The sequence below is a fragment of the Neorhizobium sp. 05N33 genome, assembly GCF_056397445.1.
Genome location: NZ_JBFTNK010000003.1, coordinates 663,300 through 687,596 on the forward strand (window position 1 = coordinate 663,300; position 24,297 = coordinate 687,596).

Consider the following 24,297-nt stretch of genomic DNA (forward strand, 5'->3'; position numbering starts at 1 on the left):
TCTTCCCAAATCCGAAAACGAAAAACGCCGGCGCTGAGGCCGGCGTCTTCTTATTTACCGATTGCCGAGCCTGGTATCAGGCGGCGGCGGAAGCCCGGTTGGTCGGGACTTCGGCGATCGTCTTCAGAACCTGGGAAGCGATCTGGTAGGGGTCGCCCTGGGAGTTCGGACGGCGGTCTTCCAGATAGCCCTTGTAGTCGTTCTTGACGAACGAGTGCGGCACGCGGATCGAGGCGCCGCGGTCGGCAACGCCGTAGGAGAACTTGTTCCACGGAGCCGTTTCGTGCTTGCCGGTCAGGCGCTTGTCGTTGTCCGGACCGTAGACGGCGATGTGGTCCATCAGGTTCTTGTCGAAAGCAGCCATGAGCGCTTCGAAATAGTCCTTGCCGCCGACTTCGCGCATGTACTTGGTCGAGAAGTTGCAATGCATGCCCGAGCCGTTCCAGTCGGTGTCGCCGAGCGGCTTGCAGTGGTATTCGATGTCGATGCCGTACTTTTCAGTCAGGCGCTGCAGCAGGTAGCGTGCCATCCAGATCTGGTCGGCGGCCTTCTTGGAGCCCTTGCCGAAAACCTGGAATTCCCACTGGCCCTTGGCCACTTCGGCATTGATGCCTTCGTGGTTGATGCCGGCTTCCAGGCAGAGGTCGAGATGTTCTTCGACGATTTCGCGGGCGACGTCACCAACGTTCGAGTAACCGACGCCGGTGTAATACGGACCCTGCGGAGCCGGGTAACCCTGTTCCGGGAAACCGAGCGGGCGGCCGTTCTGGTAGAAGAAGTATTCCTGCTCGAAGCCGAACCAGGCATCCTCGTCGTCGAGAATGGTTGCGCGGGCATTGGTCGCATGCGGCGTGACGCCGTCCGGCATCATCACTTCGCACATGACGAGCGCGCCGTTGGTGCGGGCCGGATCGGGATAAAGCGCAACCGGCTTCAACACGCAATCGGACGAGCGGCCTTCGGCCTGCATGGTCGACGAACCGTCGAAGCCCCACAGCGGCAGCTGTTCGAGCGTCGGGAAGGTGTCGAATTCCTTGATCTGCGTCTTGCCACGCAGGTTCGGTACCGGGGTGTACCCGTCGAGCCAGATGTACTCGAGCTTATACTTGGTCATATTTTATCTCTCAGGCCGTGACGTTCATGGTTGAGCCATCCTGAGGAAGCGGCATCGCGACGATACCGCGCCTCCGGGGTAACCAGAAGAACGCATTTCCCGTGCCAGTTTGCATCGGAGCGACGGTTTTGGATTAAAAAAGTGTGAACGAAGGGTCGCAGGCGGAGCGCTGAGAGGGGCTAAAGGTCCGGTAGATCAGCACGGTCTCATGAAATCTCCGAGTTTTAAAGGTTCTATCAAGATTGCCCGGAACCGGGGTCGGTTGGCACACGTTTCCCCGCTGGAGGTTGCTGCGAGCAAAATAGATCGCCGGAACCGCGCTGCCGCTAAATTAGCGCCTAGCGCGAGTCGGAAAAATGATATAAAATCATGCAATAAGCACAAAAAATGTGCAGATTTGTGCTCTGTGCGTGTTTGGATGCACTTTTAAAGTTAGGAGACGATAGGATGGCAATTCACATCCATCGTGAGTCAGCAACGATCTATCAGTTTCCGGTCCGCCCAAGACGGCGGCTGGAGGATGGCCGGACCGTGCCGACCGGGATCCATGAGGTTGCGTTGAGTGTTGTCGATACCAATTGCTGGTATCACGACGAAGCGGTGCGGGATTCCGAGCCCAAGAACGACCAGCCGAAGCCCTGCTGACCCCTAGATGACGAAAAGGCCGCGCCATTGGATGACGCGGCCCCTATCCCTTCGATCTGATTTTCTTAGAACGCGAACAGCTTCAGCATTGCGTAGCCGAAAACCGCGATGAACAGCCAGCCGAACGCGCCGAGCGCGAGCGGCCGCCAGCCTTCCGCCTTCAGCTTGCGGATATCGGTCTGCAGTCCCATGGCCGCCAGCGCCATGGACAAAAGGAAGCTCGTCGAGGTCACGAGCGTCTGGCTCACGCTTGCCGGAATGGCGACTGCGCTGTTGAAGAGCATCATCCCGATAAAACCGAGGACGAACCACGGCATCGGCGCCGAAGCCTTCGAGGGGCCTTCCGCGCCGGAGCGCATGGCGAGCGCCAGCGTCATGATCAGCGGCGCCAGCATGACGACGCGGGCGAGCTTGGAAATGGTGCCGAACTGCCCGGCGACATCGCCGCCCTGGAAGGCGGCGGCCACCACCTGCGCGACTTCGTGGATGGTCGAGCCGGTCCACAGGCCATAACCGCGGGCGTCGAGCCCGAGCGGGGCGGCGAGCAGTGGATAGACAAGCATCGACAGCGACCCGAACAGCGTGACGCAGGCGATCGCATAGGCGACATGTTCCTGCTTGCCACGCACTACCGTATTGGCGGCGATGACGGCCGAGGCGCCGCAGACCGAAGTCCCGGCGGCGATCAGGTCGGTCAGCGACCGGTCGACACCCATGGCCCGCCCGACCAGCCGGATCGCAACGAAGGTGGTCACCAGCGTCAGGGCCACCATGGCAAGGCTGGCGCCGCCGAGAGAGAGGATCTGGCCGGCCGTCACCTGCAGGCCGAGCAGCACGATGCCGAAGCGCAGGATCCGCTTTAGCGAAAAGCCGATGCCGGGCTCGACGGCCACCGGGACAGGGGCCAGATTGCGGATCAGCATGCCGAAAACGATCGACAGGATGAGCGGGCTCAGCGCCATCCATCCGGTCAGATTGCGGACGGTGAGGGCGGCCGTGGCGATCGCGGCGGTTAGAAGAAGTCCGGGAAGAAGCTGGAGAAATGCCGGCCAGTGGGGCGAGGCGGGAAGGGCGCGCTGTTCCGCAGTCGGCTGAATCGGCTTCATGATTTTTCCACGAGAGTCTCTATTCGTCGAAAATCATTCTCTCTTCTGTAGAAACACAAATCCAATTGATAAGTTTTCTGATATCGTTCGATAAAACGAATGGTTTTGGACGATGACCCTCGATCAGCTTCGAATTTTTCTGGAAGTCGCTACGCGCGAACATGTGACCCGTGCGGCGGAGGTGCTGAACCTCACGCAGTCGGCGGTGAGTGCGGCGATCTCGGCGCTGGAGGCGCGGCATGCCGTGATCCTGTTCAACCGGGTCGGGCGGCGGATCGAACTCACCGAAGCGGGAAAACTGTTCGTGCCGGAGGCGCGCGCCGTTTTGGAGCGGGCGCAGACTGCCGAGCACGTGCTTGCCGATCTCGGCGGGTCGGCCTCGGGCATCCTGCGTGTGCATGCCAGCCAGACGGTGGCGAGCTACTGGCTGCCGGCTCGCCTCGTCAGTTATCACGAGCGGTTCCCGCGCGTTGACGTGAGGCTTACCGTCGGCAACACCCAGAGTGCGGCCGAAGCCGTGCTGACCGGGGCGGCGGAACTTGCCGTCGTTGAAGGCGAGGTGTTTCTGGCGGGGCTCAAACGCCGCAAGGTGGCGGAGGACCGGCTGGTCCTGGTGGTCGGCAGCCGCCACCCCTGGGCGGACGGTCGCAAGATCCGCTCGAGCGATCTTCTCGAAACCAACTGGATCATGCGCGAACAGGGATCCGGCACGCGCTCGGCCTTCGAGGCGCAGCTCTTCAATCTCGGCATCGAGCCGCAGTCATTGTCCGTTGTTCTTGAAATGCCGTCGAACGAGGCGGCGATGGCGGCGGTGGAGGCGGGGTTGAGCGCGACGGTGCTTTCAAGCCGGGCAGCATCGTCCCACTCCTTTTCGGGCCGGCTCCACGTCGCCGATTTCCCGATGCCGCTCCGTCAGTTCTCGGCGATCTTCCATGGCGAGCGGCACGTCACCCGGGCGCTGCGCGCCATGCTCGACCTATTGAACGAGCCGGCTGAAGGCAGCTCCCGCTGATCCCCGGCCAGATCCCCCACGTAAGTGCGCGCTTTGTGTGAACGATAAAATTTAAATCGTTCAGTATTTGCGAACAATACGTCTGCAACTTGCTGTCTATTCCCGGCGGCCGACTTGCACCATCTTGAGCATCAGAAGCGCGGCAACGAGCTTCGAAAGACAAGATCAAACACGGAGAGGGGCTTCGAGAAACTCGGCCCCACACAGCAAGGAAGAAGACAATGACCAAAATTTCCGCCGCCATCGCCGCAGCCCTGATCGCTTCGGCTTCGTTCGCTTCTGCCGCTCTTGCCGAAGGTGACTATTACCAGGGCGTCCAGAAGAACGCTCCCGCCGCTACCATTGACCGCATCAGCACCGGCAGCATCGGCCGGAACGACAAGCTCCAGGCCGACATCAACAACGGCGACTATTTCGACGGCGCCAACCGCCCGAACTAACTGCAGCTCACTCAAGATACCGAAACAAACAATCCGCAGGCCAGGTCGCAAACTCGTGAGCCGCGGAACACTCTGAAGGGACTACCACAATGACCAGGATCACTTCCGCTATCGCCGCAGCTCTTATTGCTTCGGCCTCCTTCGCTTCTGTCGCTCTCGCTGAAGGCGACTATTACGAAGGCGTTTCCAAGGCTTCCGCAACCGTCGACCAGGTCCAGACCGGCAGCATCGGCCAGAAGGCCGAAGCCCGGAAGGCCAACGTTCAGGCCGACGTCAACAGTGGCGACTATTTCGACGGCGCAAACCGCCCGAACTGATCGCCCCTGAACTCATTGCAGGCATCCAGTGCGAAGAAGGCCCGGCCAACCCGCCGGGCCTCTTTGTTTCCATACTTATTCTTTAGATAATTCGCATATTGCAGGCGTTGTGTTATAATTGTGGACCGAAAGAAGTCTTGGGAGGTGAAACCCATGGAGAGACTGCTTTTTAGGAACCTGCGACCACTGTATGGCTGGCTCTTCATTGTCGCCTGGTTTGCTATTCTTGTGCTGATGACCTGGGTTTTCCTTCGTGACAGCGGCATCTCCCAGGAACCGTTCAGGGCTCTCACTATCGCTTTTTTCTGGGGCCTCGGCTGCTGGCTGGCATTCGGAGCACTCACACGGCCGGTCGTCTCGGTCCGGCAGAAGAGCGACGGCAGCTGGATCGTCATTCGCCGCTGGCCCTGGACCCATGACGAGGAGCGCATCGATCCCGATCGCCTGCCGGCTCCGACCATCGACGCGGAAAGCGACGGCGAGGGAGGCATGCACTACCGCTGCCTTCTGAAGACGCCGGAACATGGCCCGGTGGAATTCAGCGAGCACCTCAAACTGGACAAGGCCGCCCTGGCGCGCGATCGCATGGCCTTGCTGATCAGGAGCGCCAGAACCAGAACGCCGAGAAGCACCCCGCCTCTTCCCGGTTCGCGTTAAGCCGTCCGGTTCCAAGGCATGCGCTGAAGCAGGAGAGCGAGGCCGCACCAGCCGCTGAAGCCCGCAAAGGCAAGCATGAAGCCGAAAAATCCGGCCAGCGCAAAGGCAGGGGTCAGGCCAAGAAAGCCGAGAGCCACGGAAAGCAGCACGAGGCTGCCGACGATCATCTGCACCTGGCGAAAGATCGATGGCCCACCTTTACCTGCGAGCCCGACGACGGGCAAACCTGCCTGTTTCCATGCGGTGATGCCGCCTTCGAGATTGTAGATCCGGTGAGCCGGCAAGATATCTTCGAGTTTACGGCAGGCCTGTTCGCCGCGTCCGCCCTTCAGGCAATGCACAACGATCCTTCGGTTTTCCGGGACCTTCAGGTTCTGCCGCAGGTCGCCCACGGTACCAAGAGGCAGCGAGGCGGCAGCGGCGATATGCTCGGCCCGGAACTCGTCCGGCTCGCGTACGTCGATCAGGATCGCATCGCCCGCGGCAAGCCACTCGGCGGCCTGCGTTGCGGATACGGTCCTCGTGGTTTCGGTGCTCATCTTATTTTCCCTTGCAGAAATGCCGGTAGAGGACGCCCATCAGTTCGCTGACGGCCGGATGGACTATGAAATAGAAAAGCGTGCGGTGTTCCCGCCGGAAGTCGACGATGCCTTCTTCCTTCAGCTTGGCCAGATGCTGCGACATCGAGGTTGGCGCGATGCCGGTCGCCTCGATCAGCTGAGCGACATTGCGCTCGCCCTCCGCCAGCGCACAGAGCACCAGCAGCCGGTGGGAATTGGCCAGGCCCTTGAGGAAGTTCGCCACCTCCTCGGCCTTCACGGGCATTTCGTCAGTCAGGTCCATGGGTGGCCTTTACAGTTCATGTTTTTCTTATATCATAAAAATATGAATTGTAAAGATTGCAGGAGACCTGAATGACGAAAGACTATCGCCAGATCACCAGGGACATATCCGCTTACGCCGCCGAGATGCGGAAGCTGACGCCCGACGCGATGCAAGGGTTTTACGCTTTGTCGAAGGGGGCCGGCGCTGATGGCGCGCTGGACAGGAAGACGAAGGAACTGATTGCGCTCGCGATCGGTATCACCCAGCGGTGCGATGGCTGTATCGGCTTCCATACCAAGGCGTTACACGGACTCGGTGCTACGCGGCAGGAGATTGCCGAGGTGGCGGCGATGGGCGCCTATATGGGCGGCAGGCCCGCGCTGATGTATGCAGCCGACACGTTGCGCGCCTGGGATCAGTTTTCAGAAGTGGCGTAAAAGGGAAGGCGGCCGGGCCGCCCTCCTGTCTCCCTGCCATTTTACTCCGCGGCCTGCCTTGCCATCGGGTTGTTGGGATGCTGCGTCCAGTTGGCGTAAGTCGGATCGACCACCTTGCCGGTGCGCTTGTCGAGATCGCCGGCGGGCAGGGCTTCCATGGTGATGCAGTTCTCGACGGGACAGACGTTGACGCAGAGATTGCAGCCGACGCATTCCTCTTCCATCACCTCGAAATGGCGCACGCCGTCGACCATGCTGGTGATCGCCTGGTGGGAGGTGTCCTCGCAGGCGATGTGGCAGCGGCCGCACTTGATGCAGGCGTCCTGGTCGATATGCGCCTTGGCGATGTAGTTGAGGTTGAGATACTGCCAGTCGGTGACGTTGGGGACCGCGCGACAGATGATGTCGTCAAGCGACTGGTGGCCCTTCTCGTCCATCCAGTCGGAAAGGCCGGTGATCATTTCCTCGACGATCTTGAAGCCGTAGGTCATCGCCGCGGTGCAGACCTGCACATTGCCGGCCCCGAGCGCCAGAAACTCCGCCGCGTCCCGCCAGGTGGTGATGCCGCCGATGCCGGAGATCGGCAGGCCGTAGGTCTCCGGATCGCGGGCGATTTCGGCGACCATGTTGAGCGCGATCGGCTTGACCGCCGGGCCGCAATAACCGCCATGGCTGCCCTTGCCGCCGACCGACGGGTTGGGCGAGAAGGTGTCGAGATCGACGGAGATGATCGACGAGATCGTGTTGATCAGCGACACCGCGTCCGTGCCGCCGCGCTTGGCGGCGCGGGCAGGGTGGCGGATATCGCTGATATTGGGCGTCAACTTGGTGATGACTGGCATGCGGGTATACTGCTTGCACCAGCGCACTACCATTTCGATATATTCCGGCACCTGGCCGACCGCGGAGCCCATGCCGCGCTCGGACATGCCGTGCGGACAGCCGAAATTGAGCTCGATGCCGTCCACTTCAGTCTCTTCCACCAGCGGCAGGATCGCCTTCCAGGCCTGTTCCTCGCAAGGAACCATGATCGAGGCGACAATCGCCCGGTCCGGCCAGTTCTTCTTCACTTCCTTCATTTCACGAAGGTTGGTGTAGAGGTCGCGGTCGGTGATCAGTTCGATATTGTTCAGGCCGAGCAGGCGGCGATCGGCGCCCCAGATGGCACCATAGCGCGGGCCGTTGACGTTGACGACCGGCGGACCTTCCTCGCCGAGCGTCTTCCACACCACGCCGCCCCAACCTGCCTTGAAGGCGCGCTCGACATTGTAGGCTTTGTCGGTCGGCGGCGCGGACGCCAGCCAGAACGGGTTGGGGGATTTGATGCCGACGAAATTGTTGCGGATATCAGCCATTGTAGTTCTCCCTCAAGCCACTGCGGTTGCCGGCTGCGCTGCGGCAGCCAGGGCTTTTGCGATGCTTTCTGCGGCGTCGCGCCCCTGCGCGACCGCCGAGACGGTCAGGTCCTCGCCGGTGCCGATGCAATCGCCGCCGGCCCAGACGCCCTCGATCGAGGTGCGGCCTTCCGGATCGACGACGATCTTGCCCTTTTCGAACTGCAGCGCGCCGAGGCCCGAGGCGGAGAAGGTCTGGCCGATCGCCTTGAAAATCTGGTCGGCGGCGATGACGCCGGTCTCGCCGGTGCCGATCAGCTTGCCGTCGCGCATCGCGGTATATTCCACCTCGATGCCGGCAACCTTGCCGTCCTTGCCGATGATCGATTTTGGTGCCAGCCAATGGCGGATGATGACGCCGTTGGCGGTCGCAAGATCCTGTTCGTAAGGGGAGGCGTTCATATTGTCCTTGCCGCGGCGATAGCAGATCGTCACCTCTTCGGCGCCGAGCAGCTTCGACTGGATGGCGGCGTCGATGGCGGTCATGCCGCCGCCGAGGACGACGACGCGCCGGCCGATCGGCAGCACGCTCTTGTCCTTTGCCTGGCGAAGCGCGGCGATGAAATCGACCGCGTCCTCGACGCCCGCGAGCGCCTCGCCCTCGATACCGAGGCCGTTGACGCCGGCAAGGCCCATGCCGAGGAAGACTGCGTCATATTTGGCGGAGAGGTCGGACAGCGAGAAATCCCGGCCGAGCGCTTGGCCATTGACAATCTCAATGCCGCCGATCGCAGTGACGTAATCGACTTCGCGGGCGGCGAAATCATCGACAGCCTTATAGGTGGCGATGCCGTATTCGTTGAGACCGCCGGCCTTTTCGCGGGCTTCGAGAATGGTGACGGAATGGCCGTGCATGGCCAGGCGATGTGCGGCGGCGAGCCCTGCCGGACCGGCGCCGACGACCGCGATCGTCTTGCCGGTCGGAGCCTTGCGGCTATAGAACTGTCGGCCCTGTTCCATGGCGATGTCGGTGGAATAACGCTGCAGCTTGCCGATCTCGACCGGCTTGTCCTCGGCCGTGTTGCGCACGCAGGCCTGCTCGCAGAGCGTTTCGGTGGGACAGACGCGGGCGCACATGCCGCCCAGAATATTCTGGTCGAAGATGGTCTTGGCCGAACCGATCGGATTGCCTGTCTGTATCTGCCTGATGAACAGCGGGATATCGATGGAGGTGGGACAGGCCGTCATGCACGGCGCGTCGTAGCAGAAATAACAGCGATCGGATTCGACCAGCGCCTCGTGCCTGTCGAGACGCGGGTGGAGATCGGCGAAATTCGCCTCATAGTCGGCAGCGGCGAGGCGGCCAGCCTCGATTCCGGCCTTCGGACCGTTTCCCAGTCGTTCCATCCTAAGTTCCCTCTTTTATGGATTCATGGACAACTATTGGGCAAAAGGTACCACAGCGTAAAAATTTATCAAACGGTAAATTTTTGAAATGGCGGGCCCATATCAGGGCGCCCGATATATCATGATAAAAAGAGTCCACTCTAATCTTTACTCTGAAAATCAACTTTAATATGGTGCCGGCCATCGAGGAACTGCGGTTCAGCAGAATCGGCGGCGAGGGGCATATGGCCAAGAAGCAGAAGCACAGACACGGCAATTCCGGCGCGGCACCGAAAGGCGCCGAAACGCGGGGGCCGGCTGTCGCCGACGTCCGCAGCTTTCTCTATGTCGGCGGCCGTGATTGTCAGGTGGCGCACCTGCGGGAGATCGCCAGCAACTTCGGCGCGGAACTGATCCACCACGACGGCGGTTTGCGTGAGGCGGTTTCCCGCATCGACACCGTGCTGCCCTCGGTCGACTGCGTCTTCTGCCCCATCGACTGTATCAGCCACGATGCGTGTCTGAGGGTGAAGACCGGCTGCAAGAAATTCGGTGTCGCCTTCGTGCCGCTTCGCAACGGCTCCAAATCCAGTCTGGAGCGGGCGCTCCAGACCATGAAGGAACGCAATGATGAACGAAGAACCTCGTGACGCCAGCCTTTTCATCGGCCTCCACAAGCTCGCCGAACAGAACGGCGACGGGCTGGTGCCGGAACTTTACGCGCTGCTGACGAGGCGAGCCGAAGCGGCTGCGGACATGACCAATGTGGTGGTGCTGCCGAAAGTCGATCGGACGCGCTCAGTGGATATTGTCGAGATCGAGGGCGCAAAGGTCCTGACGTTTAAGCGGTAGGCTCAATTGGCGTTCCACCTCTTTTCTTCTCTCTGTGGAGAAGAGACCGAGAAACCTTAAACCTCCCGCACCCTGAAAAACGCCCCGGCCGCCACGATCAGCCAGCCCAACATCATCCCCGATCCGCCCACTGGCGCGGCCATCGGAAACAGCCGGTCGCCGAGGTAGTGCCGCGAGACGAGGTCGCCCGCAAATATGATCGTGCCGAGACCGAGCACCAGCGCGCCGAGCGTTGCTGTGCGAAAATGCCGGTGGCCGAGATAGAGCCCGAGCAGGACCGGCGCATGCGCCAGACACATGGTCGAGGCGGAGCCGAGGAAAGCCGTGTCGCCGCCGTGGCTTGCGGCTGCCGCCAGCGCCACGCCGGCCGCGCCCATCAGGCCGCTCACAAACAGAATCAACGGCCTGATATTGTCGAGTCTTTGCAACGGCCTATTCCTTGTTCTGCATATGGAAGGCAAGCCGCTCGATCGGAGGCCAGATGATCTCGCGCAGTTTCGGATTTTCGATCGTCTCGTCCATGGCGCGGCGGAAGCAGATCATCCATTCATCGCGTTCGAGAGGCCCGATCGCTGCGCCGAAATGGCGCGAGCGCAGCCGCGGGTGGCCGTGTTTTTCCACATAGACCGGCGGGCCGCCGAGATAGCCGGTCAGATAATCGTAAAGTTTCGCTTCGCTGCCTTCGAGGCTCGGCGGATGAACGGCTCGGCAATGGGCGGCCTCCGGCAGCGTGTCCATCAGTTCGTAGAAGCGCTTCACCAGCGCCCGCACCGTCGCGTCGCCGCCGATCGCGTCATAAAGTGTGATGGTTTCGTCCGCCATGCCCGCTCGGCTCGCTCGCTCTGATCGTCTCAAGCGGTGTTAGCGATCCGTACCGCAGCGGGCAAGCGCCAAGGCGTCGCAGAACAGGGTGTCTCGGGATCCAGCGGGGTGCGCAGCGGCGCGATCTGCCTGAAAATGCAGCCGGTCACTCCGACCCGGTATCCACCTCTTTCGAGTTGGGCTCAGGCAGCGAGCCGGTACCGGGCGTCTTCTCCCTGTCGATCAGGTGTTCCTTGTCATGCGGCCTGGCCGGCGGATGTTTGGCTGTCTTCGCCGGCCTTTCTCTATGTTCGATAATTTCCTGTGCAGTGCGCTCTTCTGCCATTTTTGATCCTCCGACGTTGGGGTTTCAAAAGCCAACGTTAGGGGAGGAGAGGAGTTCCAGGGGAGAGGGCTGTCGACTGCCTGCCGATCGATGCGACGCGATCTGTTTTTGAAGGAGATAAGGCGGAACCGGGAGAGAGCCCGGTTCCGCCTCTGCGCCACCCTTGATCAGCGGCGGGCTTCAAAGGGCAGGCGCAATTCCGCCTGGCAGTCACACCACCTTCATGGCGCCGGGGCCGGGCGTGGCGCCGGGCGGCACCTTGCCGAGGATGATCATCCCGAGCACCTCGTCCTTGGTGACGTCCCCGGTGCGGGCATGGCCGACCACCTTGCCGTTCTTCATCACGAAGACGCGGTCGGCGAGGTCGAAGACATCATGGATGTCGTGGCTGATCAGGAAGATGCCGATGCCTTCCCGCTTCAGCTGCTTGATGAGGTCGCCCACCTGCGCGGTCTCCTGGGGTCCGAGCGCTGCAGTCGGCTCGTCCATGATCAGGATGCGGGCGTCGAACAGGATCGCGCGGGCGATCGCCACCGATTGCCGTTGGCCGCCGGAAAGCGCCTTCACAGGCTCCTTGAACCGCTTGAAATTGGGGTTGAGGCGGCCCATCACCTCGCGGGCGCTGGCCTCCATGGCGACGTCGTCGAGCGTGCCCCATTTTGTCTGCAGCTCGCGGCCGAGATAGAGGTTGGCGGCGGCATCGACATTGTCGGCGACGGCGAGCGTCTGGTAGATCGTCTCGATGCCGTATTTCTTGGCGTCGCGCGGGTTGCGGATGTCAACGGTCTCGCCGTTGATCATGATGTCGCCGTTGTCGCGCTTGTAGGCGCCCGACAGGATCTTGATCAGCGTCGACTTGCCGGCGCCGTTATGGCCGAGCAGGGCCACGACCTCGCCGGGGAAAAGATCGACCGAGGCATTCTCGACTGCATGGATCCCGCCGAAGGAGATGGAAATGTTCTTCATTTCCACGAGCGGAGTGGTTTGTTCCGTCACGATGAAAACTCCTGTTATTTGGCGCGAGAGCGATAGACGGTGTCGAGCCAGACGGCGGTGACGAGCACCATGCCGACGACGATGCGCTGGAACGGCGAGTCGATACCGAGCAGCACCATGCCGGATTGAAGCGACTGCATGACGAGCGCGCCGAGCATGGCGCCGGCGATCGAGCCCATGCCACCGGCAAGCGAGGTGCCGCCGATCACGGCTGCGGCGATCGTGTAGAGCTCGTCGAGTTCCCCTTGCGCATTGGTTGCGGCGTTGAGGCGGGCGGTGGAGATCGCCGCGGCGATGGCGCAGAGCACACCCATCAGTGCGAAGATCTTGACCGTCACCCAGCGGGTCTTGATGCCCGCGAGTTCCGCGGCTTCGGGATTGCCGCCGATCGCGAAGACATAGCGGCCGAAGCGCAGGCGGGTGGCGATGAAGGTCATGACGATGCCGACCGCGATTGCCATCAGAACCGGGATGGCGATCCCTTGGGAGATCAGCAGGCCGCCTTCCGGCCAGGCAATGTTGTTTGCCTCGGCGTAACGGCGGGCGATGGCGATCGGCCAGTAATAATCATTGGCGATCGAGACTGCGCCGAGCACGACGATGCAGCCGAGCCCGACCAGCACGTATTCGGCCCAGATCGGCCGGCGCGGGAAGGAGAAGCGCTTGCGCTGGCGGCGGGCGTTGATGATCGCCGCGATGATGGCGAGACAGGCAATGATGCCGACGATCCAGCTCCAGGTGGCGCCGATCGAGCCTTCCGTGCCGCCGCCCATCAGGCGGAAGTTGACGTCCATCGGCGCAACGGTCTGGCCGCTCGTCACGAACCAGGTGGCGCCACGCCAGATGAGCAGGCCGCCGAGCGTCACGATGAACGAGGGCACGCCGAGAAAGGCGATGATGGAGCCCTGCAGCGTACCGATCAGCGCTCCGATGGCGATGCCGCCGGCCAGGGTGATGATCCAGATCGCCGGGTGGTTGAAGCCGAACAGCTCCGGCAGAAGCCTTGCCTGCAGCACCCCCATGACCATGCCGGTGAAACCGAGGATCGAGCCGACCGAAAGGTCGATGTTGCGGGTGACGATGACAAGCACCATGCCGGTCGCCATGACGGCGACCGAGGCGGTCTGCACCGAGAGGTTCCAGAGATTGCGCGGCGTCAGGAAAAGGCCGCCCGTCAGGATGTGGAACCCGACCCAGATGATCAGCAGCGCGCCAATCATGCCGAGCATGCGTGTGTCGATCTCGGTCGCGCGGAAGAAGCGGGCAACGAAACTGCCTTCCGCCTGTCCTGCCGCTCCCGATGTCTTGGAATTCGTTGTGGACTGTATCGTCTCGGCCATTTTTTGCCGTTCCCCACTTTTGCGAGGCGCTGCGGTTCGAAAAAATCGAGCCGGACCGCGCCTGCGCGACGTTCAGCCGCCGGGTAATCCTTCGTGCGGCCGCGCCATCTTACGCCGAAAACCGACGCCGCGGCAGAAGTGCTGCGGCGTCGGTGAGTTTATCGTCTGCGGACAGCCATGCGTTACTTGCAGGCAGCCACTGCGCCGGCCTTGACGCCCTGGCAGGCTTCAGCCTTGCTGATCCAGCCTGCTTCGATGACGACGTTGAGGTTGTCCTTGGTGATAGCCTGCGGCTTCAGGAAGACCGACTGCATCTTCACCTTCTTCGGACCGCCTTCGAAGGTCTGGACGCCCTTGATCTCGGTCAGCTTCTTGCCACCGGCAAGCGCCAGAGCGATTTCAGCGGCGTTCTTGCCGAGTTCTCGGCTGTCCTTCCAGACGGATACCGTCTGGGTGCCGAGAGCCACGCGGTTCAGAGCCGCCTTGTCGGCGTCCTGGCCGGAAACCGGAACCGAACCTGCCAAGCCCTGGGCGTCGAGCGCCGCGATCGCACCGCCGGCAGTGCCGTCGTTGGATGCGACGACCGCGTCGACCTTGTTGTTGTTCTTGGTCAGGAACTGTTCCATGTTCTTCTGGGCGTTTTCGGGCTTCCAGCCGTCGGTATAGGCTTCGCCGACATTCTTGATCTTGCCGCCGTCGACTGCAGCCTTCAGCACTTCCATCTGGCCGGCGAACAGGAAGTCGGCGTTCGGATCGGAAGAGGAGCCCTTGATGAAGACGTAGTTGCCTTCAGGCTTTGCCTTGAAGACGCCCTGCGCCTGCAGGCGGCCGACTTCCTTGTTGTCGAAGGTGATGTAGAACGCGGCCGGATTTTCGATCAGGCGGTCGTAACCGACGACCGGAATGCCTTCGGCTGCAGCCTTTTCGACGGCAGGGCCGATGGCGCTCGAATCCTGCGCCAGAACGATCAGGGCATTGGCACCCTGGGAGATCAGCGATTCAACGTCGGTAAGCTGCTTTGCGGCAGACGACTGGGCGTCGGCCGAGATGTATTTTGCGCCGGCGGCTTCAAGAGCCTTCTTGATCGCGGCTTCGTCGGTCTTCCAGCGTTCTTCCTGGAAGTTCGACCAAGAAACGCCGACGACGAGATTGGCCGCCATGGTGGCGGAATGCATGGAAACGAGGATGGCCGCGCCGGCCATCAGCTTTACGAATGATCTCATAATGTCCTCCCGAGTGACGGCGGATGGGCGCTAGCCTCCGTGCTCTCCCCCCGCCAGATAATCTGCCGGAGAAAGCGTCCAAGCTTTTTTCTCGACAGTCGAGAAATTAGATGTCAGAGATTCCGTGGGCTGTCAATCGGCACTTGTGGAGGGCGAGGCACTGCCGTATCGACAGATGGAGTGAGGGAGGCGGCAGGCGGAATGCTGGCGAAATCGAGCACGGAACTGGTCCGGCAGCAGAACAGCGCGCTCGTGCTGTCTGCGCTGCGTCGCCACGGCCGGCTCGCGCACACGGAAATCTCGGATGCCACCGGGCTGGCGTCGGCGACGATCTCCTCGATCACCGCCGATCTGGAACGCGCCCGCATCATCGAAAAGAGCGAGCAGCAGGCGACTGTCGGCCGTGGGCGGCCGCGCGTGCTGTTCAGCCAGCGGCGCAATTGCGGCTATCTCATCACCGTCATCATCTCGTCGGACATGATCCAGTATTCGCTGGTCGATTATGCCGGAACGTTGCTCGACCGGTTCAGCGAACCGCGCGGGGAGGGCGGCACGGCGGCCTTTCTCGCGGCCATCTCGGCGGGGCTCGAACGGGCCGTCGAACGCTCCCGCATCGATCGCGGCAGCGTTCTGCTCGTTTCGGTCAGCAGCAAGGGACTGGCGCATCCGAGCGATCCGGTGCTTGTCTGGTCGCCCGTCTTCGGTTCCCAGCCCGTCGATTTTGCTGCGGCGCTCAAAGACGGTTGGCAGGCCAAGGTCATTCTCAACAACGAGACGCTGCTGGTGGCGAGTGCACTGCTCGAACGCCAGGTGAAGACGCAAGGCGGCGGTGAGCCGGTTCTCGCGGCGCTTTCGCTCGGGCACAGCATCGGGCTCGGGATCGCACGCCGCGTCGCCGGCGGGGTTCCGGAAATCTCGGCGCCCAATTTCGGGCACATGCTGCACATGCCGAACGGCGGGCTTTGTCGCTGCGGTGCGCGCGGCTGCGTCGAGGCCTATGCCGGTTTCTACGCCATCCTGCGCGCCGCCTTCGAGGTGCCGGTGGATACGATCCCTGCGAAATTCGTGCCCGTCAGCGAAATCGACAAGATCGCCGTCCGCGCCCGGCAAGGCAATCGCATGGCGCAGCTCGCCTTCCGCAATGCGGGTGCCGCGTTGGGCTACGGTCTCTCGCGGCTGCTCAGCCTGCATGGCCATATGCCGGTCTTCATCACCGGTCCGGGCACCCGCTACCAGGATCTGCTGCAGGCGGGCATAGAGGAGGGACTGGCGCAGACGCATGTGGTGCGGCTCGGCGGCATGCCGGGCCTGACCATCGTGCCGGACGAACCCTCGCTGGTGTTCGAGGGGCATCTCAATCTTGCATTTTCGATCGTCGACCAGGATATCATCGGTTCGCGCCAGAGCATGCAGGCCGCCGGGGAATGACCGATTGCGAGTGACTGGTGGCAAAACGACTGGCCGGGAGTGAAGACCATGATCGATCCGAACCATCCCTTTTACGAGCCGCTTTGGCGCCGGGTATTGATCCCGGCGGTCTGTGCCGCCTGGGCGATTTTCGAACTGGTCGCCGGAGAACCCTTCTGGGCGATCATCGTCGGCGCCATGGGCGCTTACGCCGGCTACAAGCTGTTCATCGAAAAGAGAAAGCCGCCGGTCGAGAAACCCGCCGACGACCCGCAGGACTAAGCTTTTTTCCTAGCGCCAGAAGAGCCCCTTGATCGCGGTGTCGATCAGGAAGTTGGCGGTCTTCATGCGGGTATTGGCATTCTCCCGGAATTCCGGGGCGACGGCATCTGGATGGTTGGCCTTGGCGAAATGCCGCCGTTTCTCGGCAAGCGTCGCCTCGGTATCGGCAGCCGTGATGGCAAGCTCCGCAGCGATCTCCTCGGTCGTCAGCCGCAGCAGATGGGCGGGAATGATCGGCGGCGCCGGCTGCTCTTGCGGTTCATCTTCCGCCCGCATCGATTCGATTTCGATCTCGGCGACATCGGGAAGGAAGGCGAAATAGGCTTCGGTCCCGGTTGCTGTCGCCACTGGACCGTCATCCGTCGGCGCGACGAAACCCATGCCGAGCCCCTTGATGCGGAAGCCCGTGCCTGCCTCTTCGCTGTCGTCTTCGCCGTGCTCCTGCTTCAGCCGCGTCAGCACCGACTGGAAGACCGATTGCCCAAACAGCATGCGCCACCTCTTTTATGGGGCGGGACTAGACCATGCGGAGATGGCGTCGAGCTTGCGGCCATATTGATGTGTGATGGGATGAGCCCCGTCGGGGCTCATCGAGCCGGAAGGGTCGCTCAGCGCACGACGGGTTCGCCGTGATATCTGCGCTTCGAGGGTTTCGATACGCCGAACCCGACTTCCATCATGAGCCGAGGGTGATATTTTGCGACCGTCCCCATGTGGAAGCCGAAGGGATCTTCGACGAACCCGTAGCCCGCCTTGCCGGTCAGGGTGACGGCGCTCTCCTCTCCGTAAAATTCGAGCACTTCTTCCGCCGGATGTCCAACGAGCAGGGTCAACTGATGCTTGAGACGCCGCTTGTTGTGGCTGCCGCGCATATAGACATGCGGTCCCGCATCCTCATCGACATTCGACAGATAGAAAAAGAATTTCAGCATCCGCCAGTCGTCGAGATCGAAATGAAACTTGAACGACGCACGGCTGAGGTCGGCCTCCGAAGCGGATTGAGTGGGAAAGCTCCACCACGTCCGCGTGGTGATCAGCTTGGCTTCACCGCCCAGGTAGTGCCGTGCAATATCCAGAAGAAGAGGGTCCTGCTGCACCGCGACCGCCGCCTCGCAACTGGCGATCCTTTCGAAATGGTGGCCGCTCAGGATCGCTCGACCGAATCGGCGTTCCGCTTCCGCGTGTTCGTCCGCCCGGAATTCGAGTTTCCGCTCGAAGTTGCCGAAGCAAGGGGTTTCGGATGCAAAACGGGCGATCTCCTGCCGAATCGGATCGGGAAGGATGAGGCCGGTGAAGATCCCGTTCCGTCTGAGTTCGTCCGCAACCTTATCGGCTTCGATATCGCCGAACATCGATGTTGCCACCGGCGCAGATTTCGAGACGCGCCGGGCCGTTAGCCAATGGGCTCGCCTGAACGGAATTGTCCGGGCCAAAAGGAACATGGGAAGCCAAGCCGGGTTTTCCCGCAGGTCGGTGAAATAGGTGGGCAGGCGTGCGGCCATTCGCCGGAAAGTACCGCCATGGCGCGCGATGGATTCGAGATCCTGCGGCTTGGTTTTGGACGTCTCAAGCATCTGGTATCCTCATTCAGGCATGGCATTGCCATGCGTTTCGGTAACCCGCAGCCCCGCGCAATGTAGGCATCAATAGTCCATGCCGCAATGCAGCATAGATTGCCGCCTTCCGGATCTTCAACCCTTGAACTGCTTGTGAAATCGGGAACGCCGTCCACGGTTAACAAACCGTTGTGCCGCAGGACGGGCTGAATCGATGATCTTACGGCCTGCCGAGAACGCCTGCCATACCGGACGGCGTCCTCGGCTTGGCGCGTTTGTCACTCCTGGGACTGCGTCTGGCCCTGCTGGCTTTGGCTTTGCGCCACCGTCAGCGAAACCTTGAGGTTTTCGCTGGCCGGACCGAGGCGCATGCCGGAGACAGGTGCGCAGTCGCGGTAGCAGAGGCCGGAGGCGACCCGCACGTAGCTGTCGTTCGGGCAGATCTTGTTCGACGTGTCGAAACCGACCCAGCCGAGGCCCGGCAGATGCACTTCCGCCCACGCATGGGTAGCGGCCTGTTCGGTCTCGCCTTCCATCAGCAGGTAGCCGGAAATGTAGCGCGCCGGGATATCCAGCAGCCGGGCGGCAGCGATGAATATATGAGTGTGGTCCTGGCAGACGCCGGTCCTTGCCTCCAGAGCCTGTTCGGCGGTCGTCTCGGTGCCGGTCGCGCCCGGAACATAGGCAACGGTCTCGTGGATCTTCTCCATCAGCGTGTGCATCCTGGCAAGCTCGCTGTCGCCCTCGAGGCTTTTGGTAAGCTCGTGGATGAGCTTGCCAGGTTTGGTCAGCGCCGTCTCGCGCAGGAACAGCCAGAGCGGACAGAAACCCTGGTGCGGACCGAAGACGCCGGCGCGGTCCTGAGTCTCCACCTCGCCGGACGCGGTGATGCGGATCGTGTGCTCGGTGCCTTCGGTGGAGACCAGTTCGACGCGGTTGCCGAACTGGTCGGCATAACCAGCCTCGATCTTGGCGCCGTCGACTGTGATCGACCAGTTGATGACTTTCTGGCCGGGGCCGTCGGTTGGGGTCAGCCTGAGCCGCTGCAGCGAATAGGGTACCGGCTCGTCGTAGAGATATTCGGTCGTATGGGAAATCTTCAGCCGCATGTGCGGTAAATCCTGTGCCTGTTGGCTTTACTGGTAAAAGCGGTAGCCGTCGGAGATTTCGGCGCTGAGCTGGTTGTTGCGGCTGACGAAATCCTCCAGGAATTCGTGCAGGCCCTGGTCCATGATGTCGGAAATGGAGCCGCGCTTCAGCGTCGAGCGGATCGCCGCCGCGGTCTCATGCGCCTTCAGTCGTTCATCGTAGGTTTGCGCCAGATAATCGAGATTGTTGGTGATCTTCTCGTAGCAGTAAGCCAGCGAGCGCGGCATCTGGACTTTCAGGATCAGGAAATCGGCGATGTTGGCAGATTGATATTCGCCGTCATAGACCCAGCCGTAGGAACGGTGGGCCGAGACCGAGCGCAGTATCGATTCCCATTGGTAGTTGTCGAGCTTCGAGCCGACCTGGCTGATCGCCGGCAGCAGCACGTAATATTTCACGTCGAGGATGCGGCTGGTGTTGTCGGCGCGTTCGATGAAGGTGCCGATGCGCGAGAAATTGTAGAGGTCGTTTCTCAGCATCGAACCGTGGAAGGCGCCGCGGATCAGGCCGCAGCGGTGCTTGATGACATCGATCAGTTCGGGCAGGTCGGTCGCCTTCTGCTTGCGGGCGAGCCGGGCTTTGAGGTCGATCCAGCATTCGTTGGTCGCCTCCCAGGTCTCGCGGGTCAGCGCCGTGCGCACCATGCGGGCATTGTTGCGTCCGAATTCGATGCAGGACATGACGCTCGACGGGTTGGCCTGGTCGCGCAGCAGGTAATCGATGGCGTCGGCCGCCGTCAGTTCGGTGTGCACTTCCGAATAGGCTTCGCGCACGCCCGCACTTTCGAGCACGCCGTGCCAGTCCTCGTCGGAGGAGCCGGCGCGGGTCAGCGACACGCGCAGGCCGGCATCGACGAGGCGGGCGATATTTTCTGCCCGCTCGATGTAACGGAACATCCAGTAAAGGCCGTTTGCAGTTCTTCCGAGCATGTCTCTACGACCTCAATCTTCCAGTACCCAGGTGTCCTTGGTGCCGCCGCCCTGGCTGGAATTGACCACCAGCGACCCCTGTTTCAGGGCCACGCGGGTCAAGCCGCCGGGGATGATCTTCACCTTGTCGGAAACGAGCACATAGGGACGCAGGTCGACGTGGCGGGGAGCAATCCCCTTGTTGACGAAGATCGGCACGGTGGACAGCGCCAGCGTCGGCTGGGCGATGTAGTTATCGGGCCTGGCCGCCAGCTTCTCTGCAAAGTCGGTGCGCTCCTTCTTGCTTGCCGTCGGGCCGACGAGCATGCCGTATCCGCCGGACCCGTGCACCTCCTTGATGACCAGTTCCTCGATGTGCTCCAGCACGTATCTGAGGCTGTCGGGCTCGGAACAGCGCCAGGTCGGCACGTTTTCGAGCAGCGCCTTGCGGCCCGTATAGAATTCGACGATCTCGGGCATGTAGGAATAGATCGCCTTGTCGTCGCAGATGCCGGTGCCGGGGGCGTTGGCGATGGTGATGTTGCCGGCGCGATAGACGTCCATGATGCCGGGAATGCCGAGCGCCGAATCGGCGCGGAAGGTCATCGGATCGAGGAAGTCGTCGTCGACGCGGCGGTAGAGCACGTCGATTGCCTCGTAACCCCTTGTCGTGCGCATCTTGACGCGGCCGTCGATGACGCGCAGGTCGCCGCCCTCGACGAGTTCGACGCCCATCTGGTCGGCAAGGAACGAGTGTTCGTAATAGGCCGAGTTGAAGATGCCGGGCGTCAGTACCGCGACGCGGGGCCGGCCGTTGCAGCCGGGAGGGGCAAGCGAGGCGAGCGACTGGCGCAGCAGCCGCGGATAGTCCTCGACCCGCTGCACCTTGTTCAGCGCAAACAGTTCAGGGAACATCTGCATCATGGTTTCCCGGTTTTCCAGCATGTAGGAAACCCCGGACGGCGTGCGGGCATTGTCCTCCAACACGTAGAACTGGTCCTCGCCGGTACGCACGATATCGGTGCCGACGATGTGGGTGTAGACGCCGCCGGGCGGCTTGAAGCCGATCATTTCGGGGAGGAAGGTGACGTTCCTCTCGATCAGCGCGCGGGGAATGCGGCCGGCCTTGATGATCTCCTGCTTGTGGTAGATGTCGTCGAGGAAGGCGTTGAGCGCCAGAACCCGCTGCTCGATGCCCTGAGCCAGCTTGCGCCATTCACGGGCGGAGATGATGCGGGGAATGATGTCGAAGGGGATGAGCTTTTCGGAACTGTCCGCGTGTCCGTAGACCGCGAATGTGATGCCCGTCCTCCTGAATATGTTTTCCGCATCCTGGGTCTTGCGGATCAGGTGTGCAGCATCCTGACTGGCATACCATTCGTGATAGGTCTTGTATGGCGGTCGCGGAAGGTTTTCCGCAGTCAACATTTCATCAAATGCCAAAGGCGCATTCCCCTTTTTTGGCCATAAGAATACAACGGTGAGGGCAATGCAAGAACTGTGCGCAATTGGCGGGAAAAGAATTCCGCGCATCAGAAAAATACAGTTTCGATGCTCCCCGACCAGTAAATGCGCTGATTCCGGTGCTCGGCAAGCTCCCTACTTTAGAAGGAGGTGAATAAATCTCCTGCCTTGAAAAACATCAGCTGCCTAAGCGCTGATCAAATGCTGTCCAGCTTGCGTCGATTGAGCTCAAGTTTGCGAGTGATCGCGAGGTCGGTTTCCCCCAATTCTGCCGGTTGACAGAGTTTCGGCCATTTCGCATAAGGAAGCCGGACGTGCAAAAGTCACGGCCCGGTCGGTAGTCCGGGTGACGCTTTGCGTTCGTATAAGGGTTCGCTCATGGGGAGCGGGCACATCCTGTACGTCCTTTTCCGATCACGGAAGAGGAGCGTCCTATGTCTAAGCTTAAAGTTATTATTGCCGGTGCCGGTCTCGGCGGGCTTTGCCTTGCGCAAATACTGCGTCGCGCCGATGTCGAGGTGGAAATCTTCGAAAGCGATTCTGGGCCCTGGGATCGCCCTCAGGGCTATCGCCTGCATATCGACCGGGATGGGGTAAACGCCCTCAGGGAAGTCCTGCCTGCAAATCTGTATCGGCTTTTCGAAGCGACCGCGATGCGGCCACTGCCGTACACCACGATTGTCGATACGACCCTCAAGGAATTGCGGCGGATACCGAGCGGCGGGCACGACAGGACGCCGCGGCATTGGCTTGCTGATGGCGGTCCGCAGCATATCAACGTCAATCGCGCCACCTTGCGGCATATCCTTCTGACCGGCCTGCAGGATTTCTGCCGATTCGGCGCCCGAATGCTGCGCTATGAAACGGATGCCGAAGGGGTAACCGCGGTGTTTGCCGACGGCAGCACCGCACGAGGCGACATTCTGGTCGGTGCCGACGGGATCCGCTCCGCGGTGCGCCGGCAGCGACTGCCCGAGGCGCGCATTATGGATACCGGAGTGCGCGCCATCTACGGCCGTATTCCGATCGAAAAGGCTCGCCACCACCTGCCCGAACACGTTCTTGCCGACGTCTTCACCGTCGCCTCCGACGACCGGCGGGTGTTCCTCGGACTGGGACCGGTGATTTTTCCGACCCGTCCGGACGCCGCTTCCGACAGGATCGCGCCGGAGGCAGGGCTTTTCGGCCAGGACGACTATGTCGTCTGCATCGTCGGCGGCCGCCGTGAATATTTCCCCGGCGAGGATGCGATGCTGCGACAGGCCGGCGGCCCGGCGCTTCAGGCCCTTGCGATCAGGATGCTGGAGGAGTGGCCGGCGGCTGCCGGGGCCATTCCGGCTCAGGGAGACCCTTCCTCCTTTTTCTCGATCGAGATGCATACGAGCGTTCCCTGCGATCTCGGAGAGACTTTTCGGGTGACGCTTCTCGGCGACGCCATCCATGCGATGACGCCGACGCTCGGACGTGGGGCCAACGTCGCGATGCGCGATGCGGCGCTGCTCGGACACGCAATTATTGCCGTGGAACGCGGCGAGGTCGGCCTTGCCCTGGCGCTTACTGCCTACGAGCGGGAGATGGCCAGTTACGGTTTCGGCGTGGTGCGAGAGTCGGCCTTCATCGGGCATGGGCTGATGGGGCAGGATCCGCTTGCCGCGTGAGGATCTCCCTTCTCTCAATCGGCGTTCATCGCAATCATCAGTTTTTCTGCTTTGACGATGAAACGAGGTGGGAATAAGCAGGCGGTTTCCATGAAAGCGGCCGCAGCCGAAATTTCCGCCGGACATCCCCATCATGCTCGACCGCCTGGCTCCGGCCCTTTTTGTCCTTCTCTGGTCCACGGGCTGGATCGTCGCGAAATACGCGGCGAAACATGCCGATCCCCTGACGTTTCTGGCCGGACGACACGCGCTCGCCGCCGCGGCGTTTTTCGTGGTCTGCCTGGTCACCAAGGCAAAATGGCCGAAGAGCCGCGCCCAGGTCGGCCATGCGATGTTCTCGGGCGTCTTCCTGCATGGACTTTATCTTGCGGGTGTCTGGTACGCGATCGGGCAGGGCGTGCCGGCCGGTCTTTCGGGTATTATCGCCGGGCTGCAGCCGCTGCTGACCGCGCTCGTCGCGCCGCTCTTCCTCGGAGAGCGCCTCAAGCCCTTGCAGAAGGTCGGCCTGGCGCTTGGTTTTGCCGGCATTCTGATCGCGATCTCGCCGCAGCTTCTCGACCTCTTCGAGCGCGGGCTGGCGGGACTCGCGGTTCCGGTGCTGATCAACCTCGTCGCCATGGCGTCGGTCACCTACGGCACGCTCTACCAGAAGCGGCACCTGCAGGAGGGCGACCTGTTCTCGATCGCCACGCTGCAATTCGTCGGCGCGCTGATCGTCACCATCCCGTTGGCGCTCAGCCTTGAAAGCCTGCGCTTCGATTGGACGCATGAGGCGATCTTCGCAATGGCCTGGTCTGTCCTCGGCCTGTCCATGGGCGCGGTCGGCTTGCTGCTCTATCTTATCCGCCGCGGCCAGGTGTCGCGCGCCGCCTCGCTCATCTATCTGATGCCGCCGGTCGTGGCGATCGAGGCGGCGATCCTGTTCGGCGAGCCCCTGACCCTGCCGATGATTGTCGGTACGGTGATCGTGGTTGCGGGTGTCTATATGGTGAACCGCAAGGCCTGATGGAGTTTTTCATTCGGTCAGGAATCGGGTGTCGAC

The 24,297-nt window shown here is 61.8% G+C and carries 29 protein-coding genes; 12 read left to right on the forward strand and 17 right to left on the reverse strand.

Annotation, left to right across the window (positions count from 1 at the left end; genetic code table 11):
* Positions 1 to 76 precede the first annotated feature (76 nt).
* Positions 77 to 1,114: a glutamine synthetase beta-grasp domain-containing protein gene (locus AC1DLT_RS12010; RefSeq protein WP_038544528.1), complete on the reverse strand. Its 1,038-nt coding sequence runs from the start codon at positions 1,112 to 1,114 to the stop codon at positions 77 to 79.
* Positions 1,115 to 1,561: 447 nt separating this feature from the next.
* On the opposite strand from AC1DLT_RS12010, the gene AC1DLT_RS12015 reads away from it, so the two are divergent.
* Entirely contained in the window at positions 1,562 to 1,759 is a 198-nt protein-coding gene (locus tag AC1DLT_RS12015; protein ID WP_151043593.1) for a DUF2735 domain-containing protein, read from the forward strand.
* Between the two features lie 65 nt (positions 1,760 to 1,824).
* Here AC1DLT_RS12015 and AC1DLT_RS12020 read toward each other — a convergent pair whose 3' ends face one another.
* Positions 1,825 to 2,865, reverse strand: coding sequence for a YeiH family protein (locus AC1DLT_RS12020; protein WP_477486856.1), 1,041 nt, complete (start codon positions 2,863 to 2,865; stop codon positions 1,825 to 1,827).
* Positions 2,866 to 2,977: 112 nt separating this feature from the next.
* Between AC1DLT_RS12020 and AC1DLT_RS12025 the strand changes: the two genes are divergently transcribed.
* The 4 genes from AC1DLT_RS12025 to AC1DLT_RS12040 all read left to right on the forward strand — a co-directional run bounded on the left by AC1DLT_RS12025 (position 2,978) and on the right by AC1DLT_RS12040 (position 5,291).
* Positions 2,978 to 3,877 carry a LysR substrate-binding domain-containing protein gene (locus AC1DLT_RS12025; protein WP_247034856.1) on the forward strand — a complete coding sequence of 300 codons (900 nt, stop codon included), beginning with the start codon at positions 2,978 to 2,980 and terminating at the stop codon, positions 3,875 to 3,877.
* Positions 3,878 to 4,098: 221 nt separating this feature from the next.
* Positions 4,099 to 4,317, forward strand: a complete 219-nt coding sequence (locus AC1DLT_RS12030) for a hypothetical protein (protein WP_477486857.1) — start codon at positions 4,099 to 4,101, stop codon at positions 4,315 to 4,317.
* Positions 4,318 to 4,406: 89 nt separating this feature from the next.
* Positions 4,407 to 4,634, forward strand: coding sequence for a hypothetical protein (locus AC1DLT_RS12035; protein ID WP_247034858.1), 228 nt, complete (start codon positions 4,407 to 4,409; stop codon positions 4,632 to 4,634).
* A 153-nt stretch (positions 4,635 to 4,787) separates the two neighbouring features.
* Positions 4,788 to 5,291 carry a hypothetical protein gene (locus AC1DLT_RS12040; protein WP_247034859.1) on the forward strand — a complete coding sequence of 168 codons (504 nt, stop codon included), beginning with the start codon at positions 4,788 to 4,790 and terminating at the stop codon, positions 5,289 to 5,291.
* Here the strand turns inward: AC1DLT_RS12040 and AC1DLT_RS12045 are convergent.
* A complete protein-coding gene (locus AC1DLT_RS12045) occupies positions 5,288 to 5,830 on the reverse strand; it encodes a rhodanese-like domain-containing protein (protein ID WP_477486858.1) in 543 nt (180 codons plus the stop codon). The genes AC1DLT_RS12040 and AC1DLT_RS12045 overlap by 4 nt on opposite strands.
* Position 5,831: 1 nt before the next feature.
* Positions 5,832 to 6,134, reverse strand: coding sequence for an ArsR/SmtB family transcription factor (locus AC1DLT_RS12050; protein WP_247034867.1), 303 nt, complete (start codon positions 6,132 to 6,134; stop codon positions 5,832 to 5,834).
* Between the two features lie 71 nt (positions 6,135 to 6,205).
* Here AC1DLT_RS12050 and AC1DLT_RS12055 point away from each other — a divergent pair, with 71 nt between their 5' ends.
* Positions 6,206 to 6,553 (forward strand): carboxymuconolactone decarboxylase family protein, encoded by a 348-nt coding sequence (locus tag AC1DLT_RS12055; protein WP_477486859.1) that lies wholly within the window; start codon positions 6,206 to 6,208, stop codon positions 6,551 to 6,553.
* Between the two features lie 41 nt (positions 6,554 to 6,594).
* Here AC1DLT_RS12055 and preA read toward each other — a convergent pair whose 3' ends face one another.
* Complete coding sequence (gene preA, locus AC1DLT_RS12060) at positions 6,595 to 7,908, reverse strand: NAD-dependent dihydropyrimidine dehydrogenase subunit PreA (RefSeq protein ID WP_038544512.1); 1,314 nt, start codon at positions 7,906 to 7,908, stop codon at positions 6,595 to 6,597.
* A gap of 12 nt (positions 7,909 to 7,920) precedes the next feature.
* Positions 7,921 to 9,294, reverse strand: coding sequence for an NAD(P)-dependent oxidoreductase (locus tag AC1DLT_RS12065; protein WP_477486860.1), 1,374 nt, complete (start codon positions 9,292 to 9,294; stop codon positions 7,921 to 7,923).
* Between the two features lie 224 nt (positions 9,295 to 9,518).
* Here AC1DLT_RS12065 and AC1DLT_RS12070 point away from each other — a divergent pair, with 224 nt between their 5' ends.
* Positions 9,519 to 9,923, forward strand: coding sequence for a DUF2325 domain-containing protein (locus AC1DLT_RS12070; RefSeq protein WP_477486861.1), 405 nt, complete (start codon positions 9,519 to 9,521; stop codon positions 9,921 to 9,923).
* The gene (locus AC1DLT_RS12075) at positions 9,904 to 10,125 is read left to right on the forward strand and encodes a hypothetical protein (RefSeq protein WP_038588815.1); all 222 of its coding nucleotides are present in this window, start codon (positions 9,904 to 9,906) and stop codon (positions 10,123 to 10,125) included. Before AC1DLT_RS12070 ends, AC1DLT_RS12075 begins: the two co-directional genes overlap by 20 nt.
* A 56-nt stretch (positions 10,126 to 10,181) precedes the next feature.
* Here the strand turns inward: AC1DLT_RS12075 and AC1DLT_RS12080 are convergent, their stop codons facing one another.
* The 6 genes from AC1DLT_RS12080 to xylF all read right to left on the reverse strand — a co-directional run bounded on the left by AC1DLT_RS12080 (position 10,182) and on the right by xylF (position 14,831).
* A complete protein-coding gene (locus tag AC1DLT_RS12080; protein WP_477486923.1) occupies positions 10,182 to 10,502 on the reverse strand; it encodes a DUF423 domain-containing protein in 321 nt (106 codons plus the stop codon).
* A 55-nt stretch (positions 10,503 to 10,557) separates the two neighbouring features.
* Positions 10,558 to 10,947, reverse strand: a complete 390-nt coding sequence (locus AC1DLT_RS12085) for a group II truncated hemoglobin (RefSeq protein ID WP_477486862.1) — start codon at positions 10,945 to 10,947, stop codon at positions 10,558 to 10,560.
* 145 nt (positions 10,948 to 11,092) lie between these two features.
* Positions 11,093 to 11,272, reverse strand: coding sequence for a hypothetical protein (locus tag AC1DLT_RS12090; protein ID WP_477486863.1), 180 nt, complete (start codon positions 11,270 to 11,272; stop codon positions 11,093 to 11,095).
* 210 nt (positions 11,273 to 11,482) lie between these two features.
* On the reverse strand, positions 11,483 to 12,268 hold the full coding sequence (locus AC1DLT_RS12095) for an ATP-binding cassette domain-containing protein (protein ID WP_038544501.1): 786 nt from the start codon (positions 12,266 to 12,268) through the stop codon (positions 11,483 to 11,485).
* 14 nt (positions 12,269 to 12,282) lie between these two features.
* On the reverse strand, positions 12,283 to 13,608 hold the full coding sequence (locus tag AC1DLT_RS12100) for a sugar ABC transporter permease (protein WP_477486864.1): 1,326 nt from the start codon (positions 13,606 to 13,608) through the stop codon (positions 12,283 to 12,285).
* A 182-nt stretch (positions 13,609 to 13,790) separates the two neighbouring features.
* Positions 13,791 to 14,831, reverse strand: a complete 1,041-nt coding sequence (xylF, locus tag AC1DLT_RS12105; protein WP_038544498.1) for a D-xylose ABC transporter substrate-binding protein — start codon at positions 14,829 to 14,831, stop codon at positions 13,791 to 13,793.
* A gap of 201 nt (positions 14,832 to 15,032) precedes the next feature.
* On the opposite strand from xylF, the gene AC1DLT_RS12110 reads away from it, so the two are divergent.
* Positions 15,033 to 16,259: an ROK family transcriptional regulator gene (locus AC1DLT_RS12110; RefSeq protein WP_038544495.1), complete on the forward strand. Its 1,227-nt coding sequence runs from the start codon at positions 15,033 to 15,035 to the stop codon at positions 16,257 to 16,259.
* Between the two features lie 48 nt (positions 16,260 to 16,307).
* On the forward strand, positions 16,308 to 16,520 hold the full coding sequence (locus AC1DLT_RS12115) for a hypothetical protein (RefSeq protein ID WP_046600953.1): 213 nt from the start codon (positions 16,308 to 16,310) through the stop codon (positions 16,518 to 16,520).
* 9 nt (positions 16,521 to 16,529) lie between these two features.
* Here AC1DLT_RS12115 and AC1DLT_RS12120 read toward each other — a convergent pair whose 3' ends face one another.
* The 5 genes from AC1DLT_RS12120 to AC1DLT_RS12140 form a co-directional block, all read right to left on the reverse strand.
* Positions 16,530 to 17,012 (reverse strand): hypothetical protein, encoded by a 483-nt coding sequence (locus AC1DLT_RS12120; RefSeq protein ID WP_477486865.1) that lies wholly within the window; start codon positions 17,010 to 17,012, stop codon positions 16,530 to 16,532.
* A gap of 116 nt (positions 17,013 to 17,128) precedes the next feature.
* Positions 17,129 to 18,094, reverse strand: a complete 966-nt coding sequence (locus tag AC1DLT_RS12125; protein WP_477486866.1) for a hypothetical protein — start codon at positions 18,092 to 18,094, stop codon at positions 17,129 to 17,131.
* 260 nt (positions 18,095 to 18,354) lie between these two features.
* The gene (locus AC1DLT_RS12130; RefSeq protein ID WP_477486867.1) at positions 18,355 to 19,185 is read right to left on the reverse strand and encodes a transglutaminase family protein; all 831 of its coding nucleotides are present in this window, start codon (positions 19,183 to 19,185) and stop codon (positions 18,355 to 18,357) included.
* 27 nt (positions 19,186 to 19,212) lie between these two features.
* Positions 19,213 to 20,154 (reverse strand): alpha-E domain-containing protein, encoded by a 942-nt coding sequence (locus tag AC1DLT_RS12135; protein ID WP_038544485.1) that lies wholly within the window; start codon positions 20,152 to 20,154, stop codon positions 19,213 to 19,215.
* Positions 20,155 to 20,166: 12 nt separating this feature from the next.
* Positions 20,167 to 21,576 carry a circularly permuted type 2 ATP-grasp protein gene (locus AC1DLT_RS12140; RefSeq protein ID WP_038544483.1) on the reverse strand — a complete coding sequence of 470 codons (1,410 nt, stop codon included), beginning with the start codon at positions 21,574 to 21,576 and terminating at the stop codon, positions 20,167 to 20,169.
* Positions 21,577 to 22,031: 455 nt separating this feature from the next.
* Between AC1DLT_RS12140 and AC1DLT_RS12145 the strand changes: the two genes are divergently transcribed.
* On the forward strand, positions 22,032 to 23,255 hold the full coding sequence (locus tag AC1DLT_RS12145; protein WP_477486868.1) for an FAD-dependent oxidoreductase: 1,224 nt from the start codon (positions 22,032 to 22,034) through the stop codon (positions 23,253 to 23,255).
* Positions 23,256 to 23,385: 130 nt separating this feature from the next.
* Positions 23,386 to 24,261, forward strand: coding sequence for a DMT family transporter (locus AC1DLT_RS12150; protein WP_477486924.1), 876 nt, complete (start codon positions 23,386 to 23,388; stop codon positions 24,259 to 24,261).
* Positions 24,262 to 24,297: the final 36 nt, after the last annotated feature.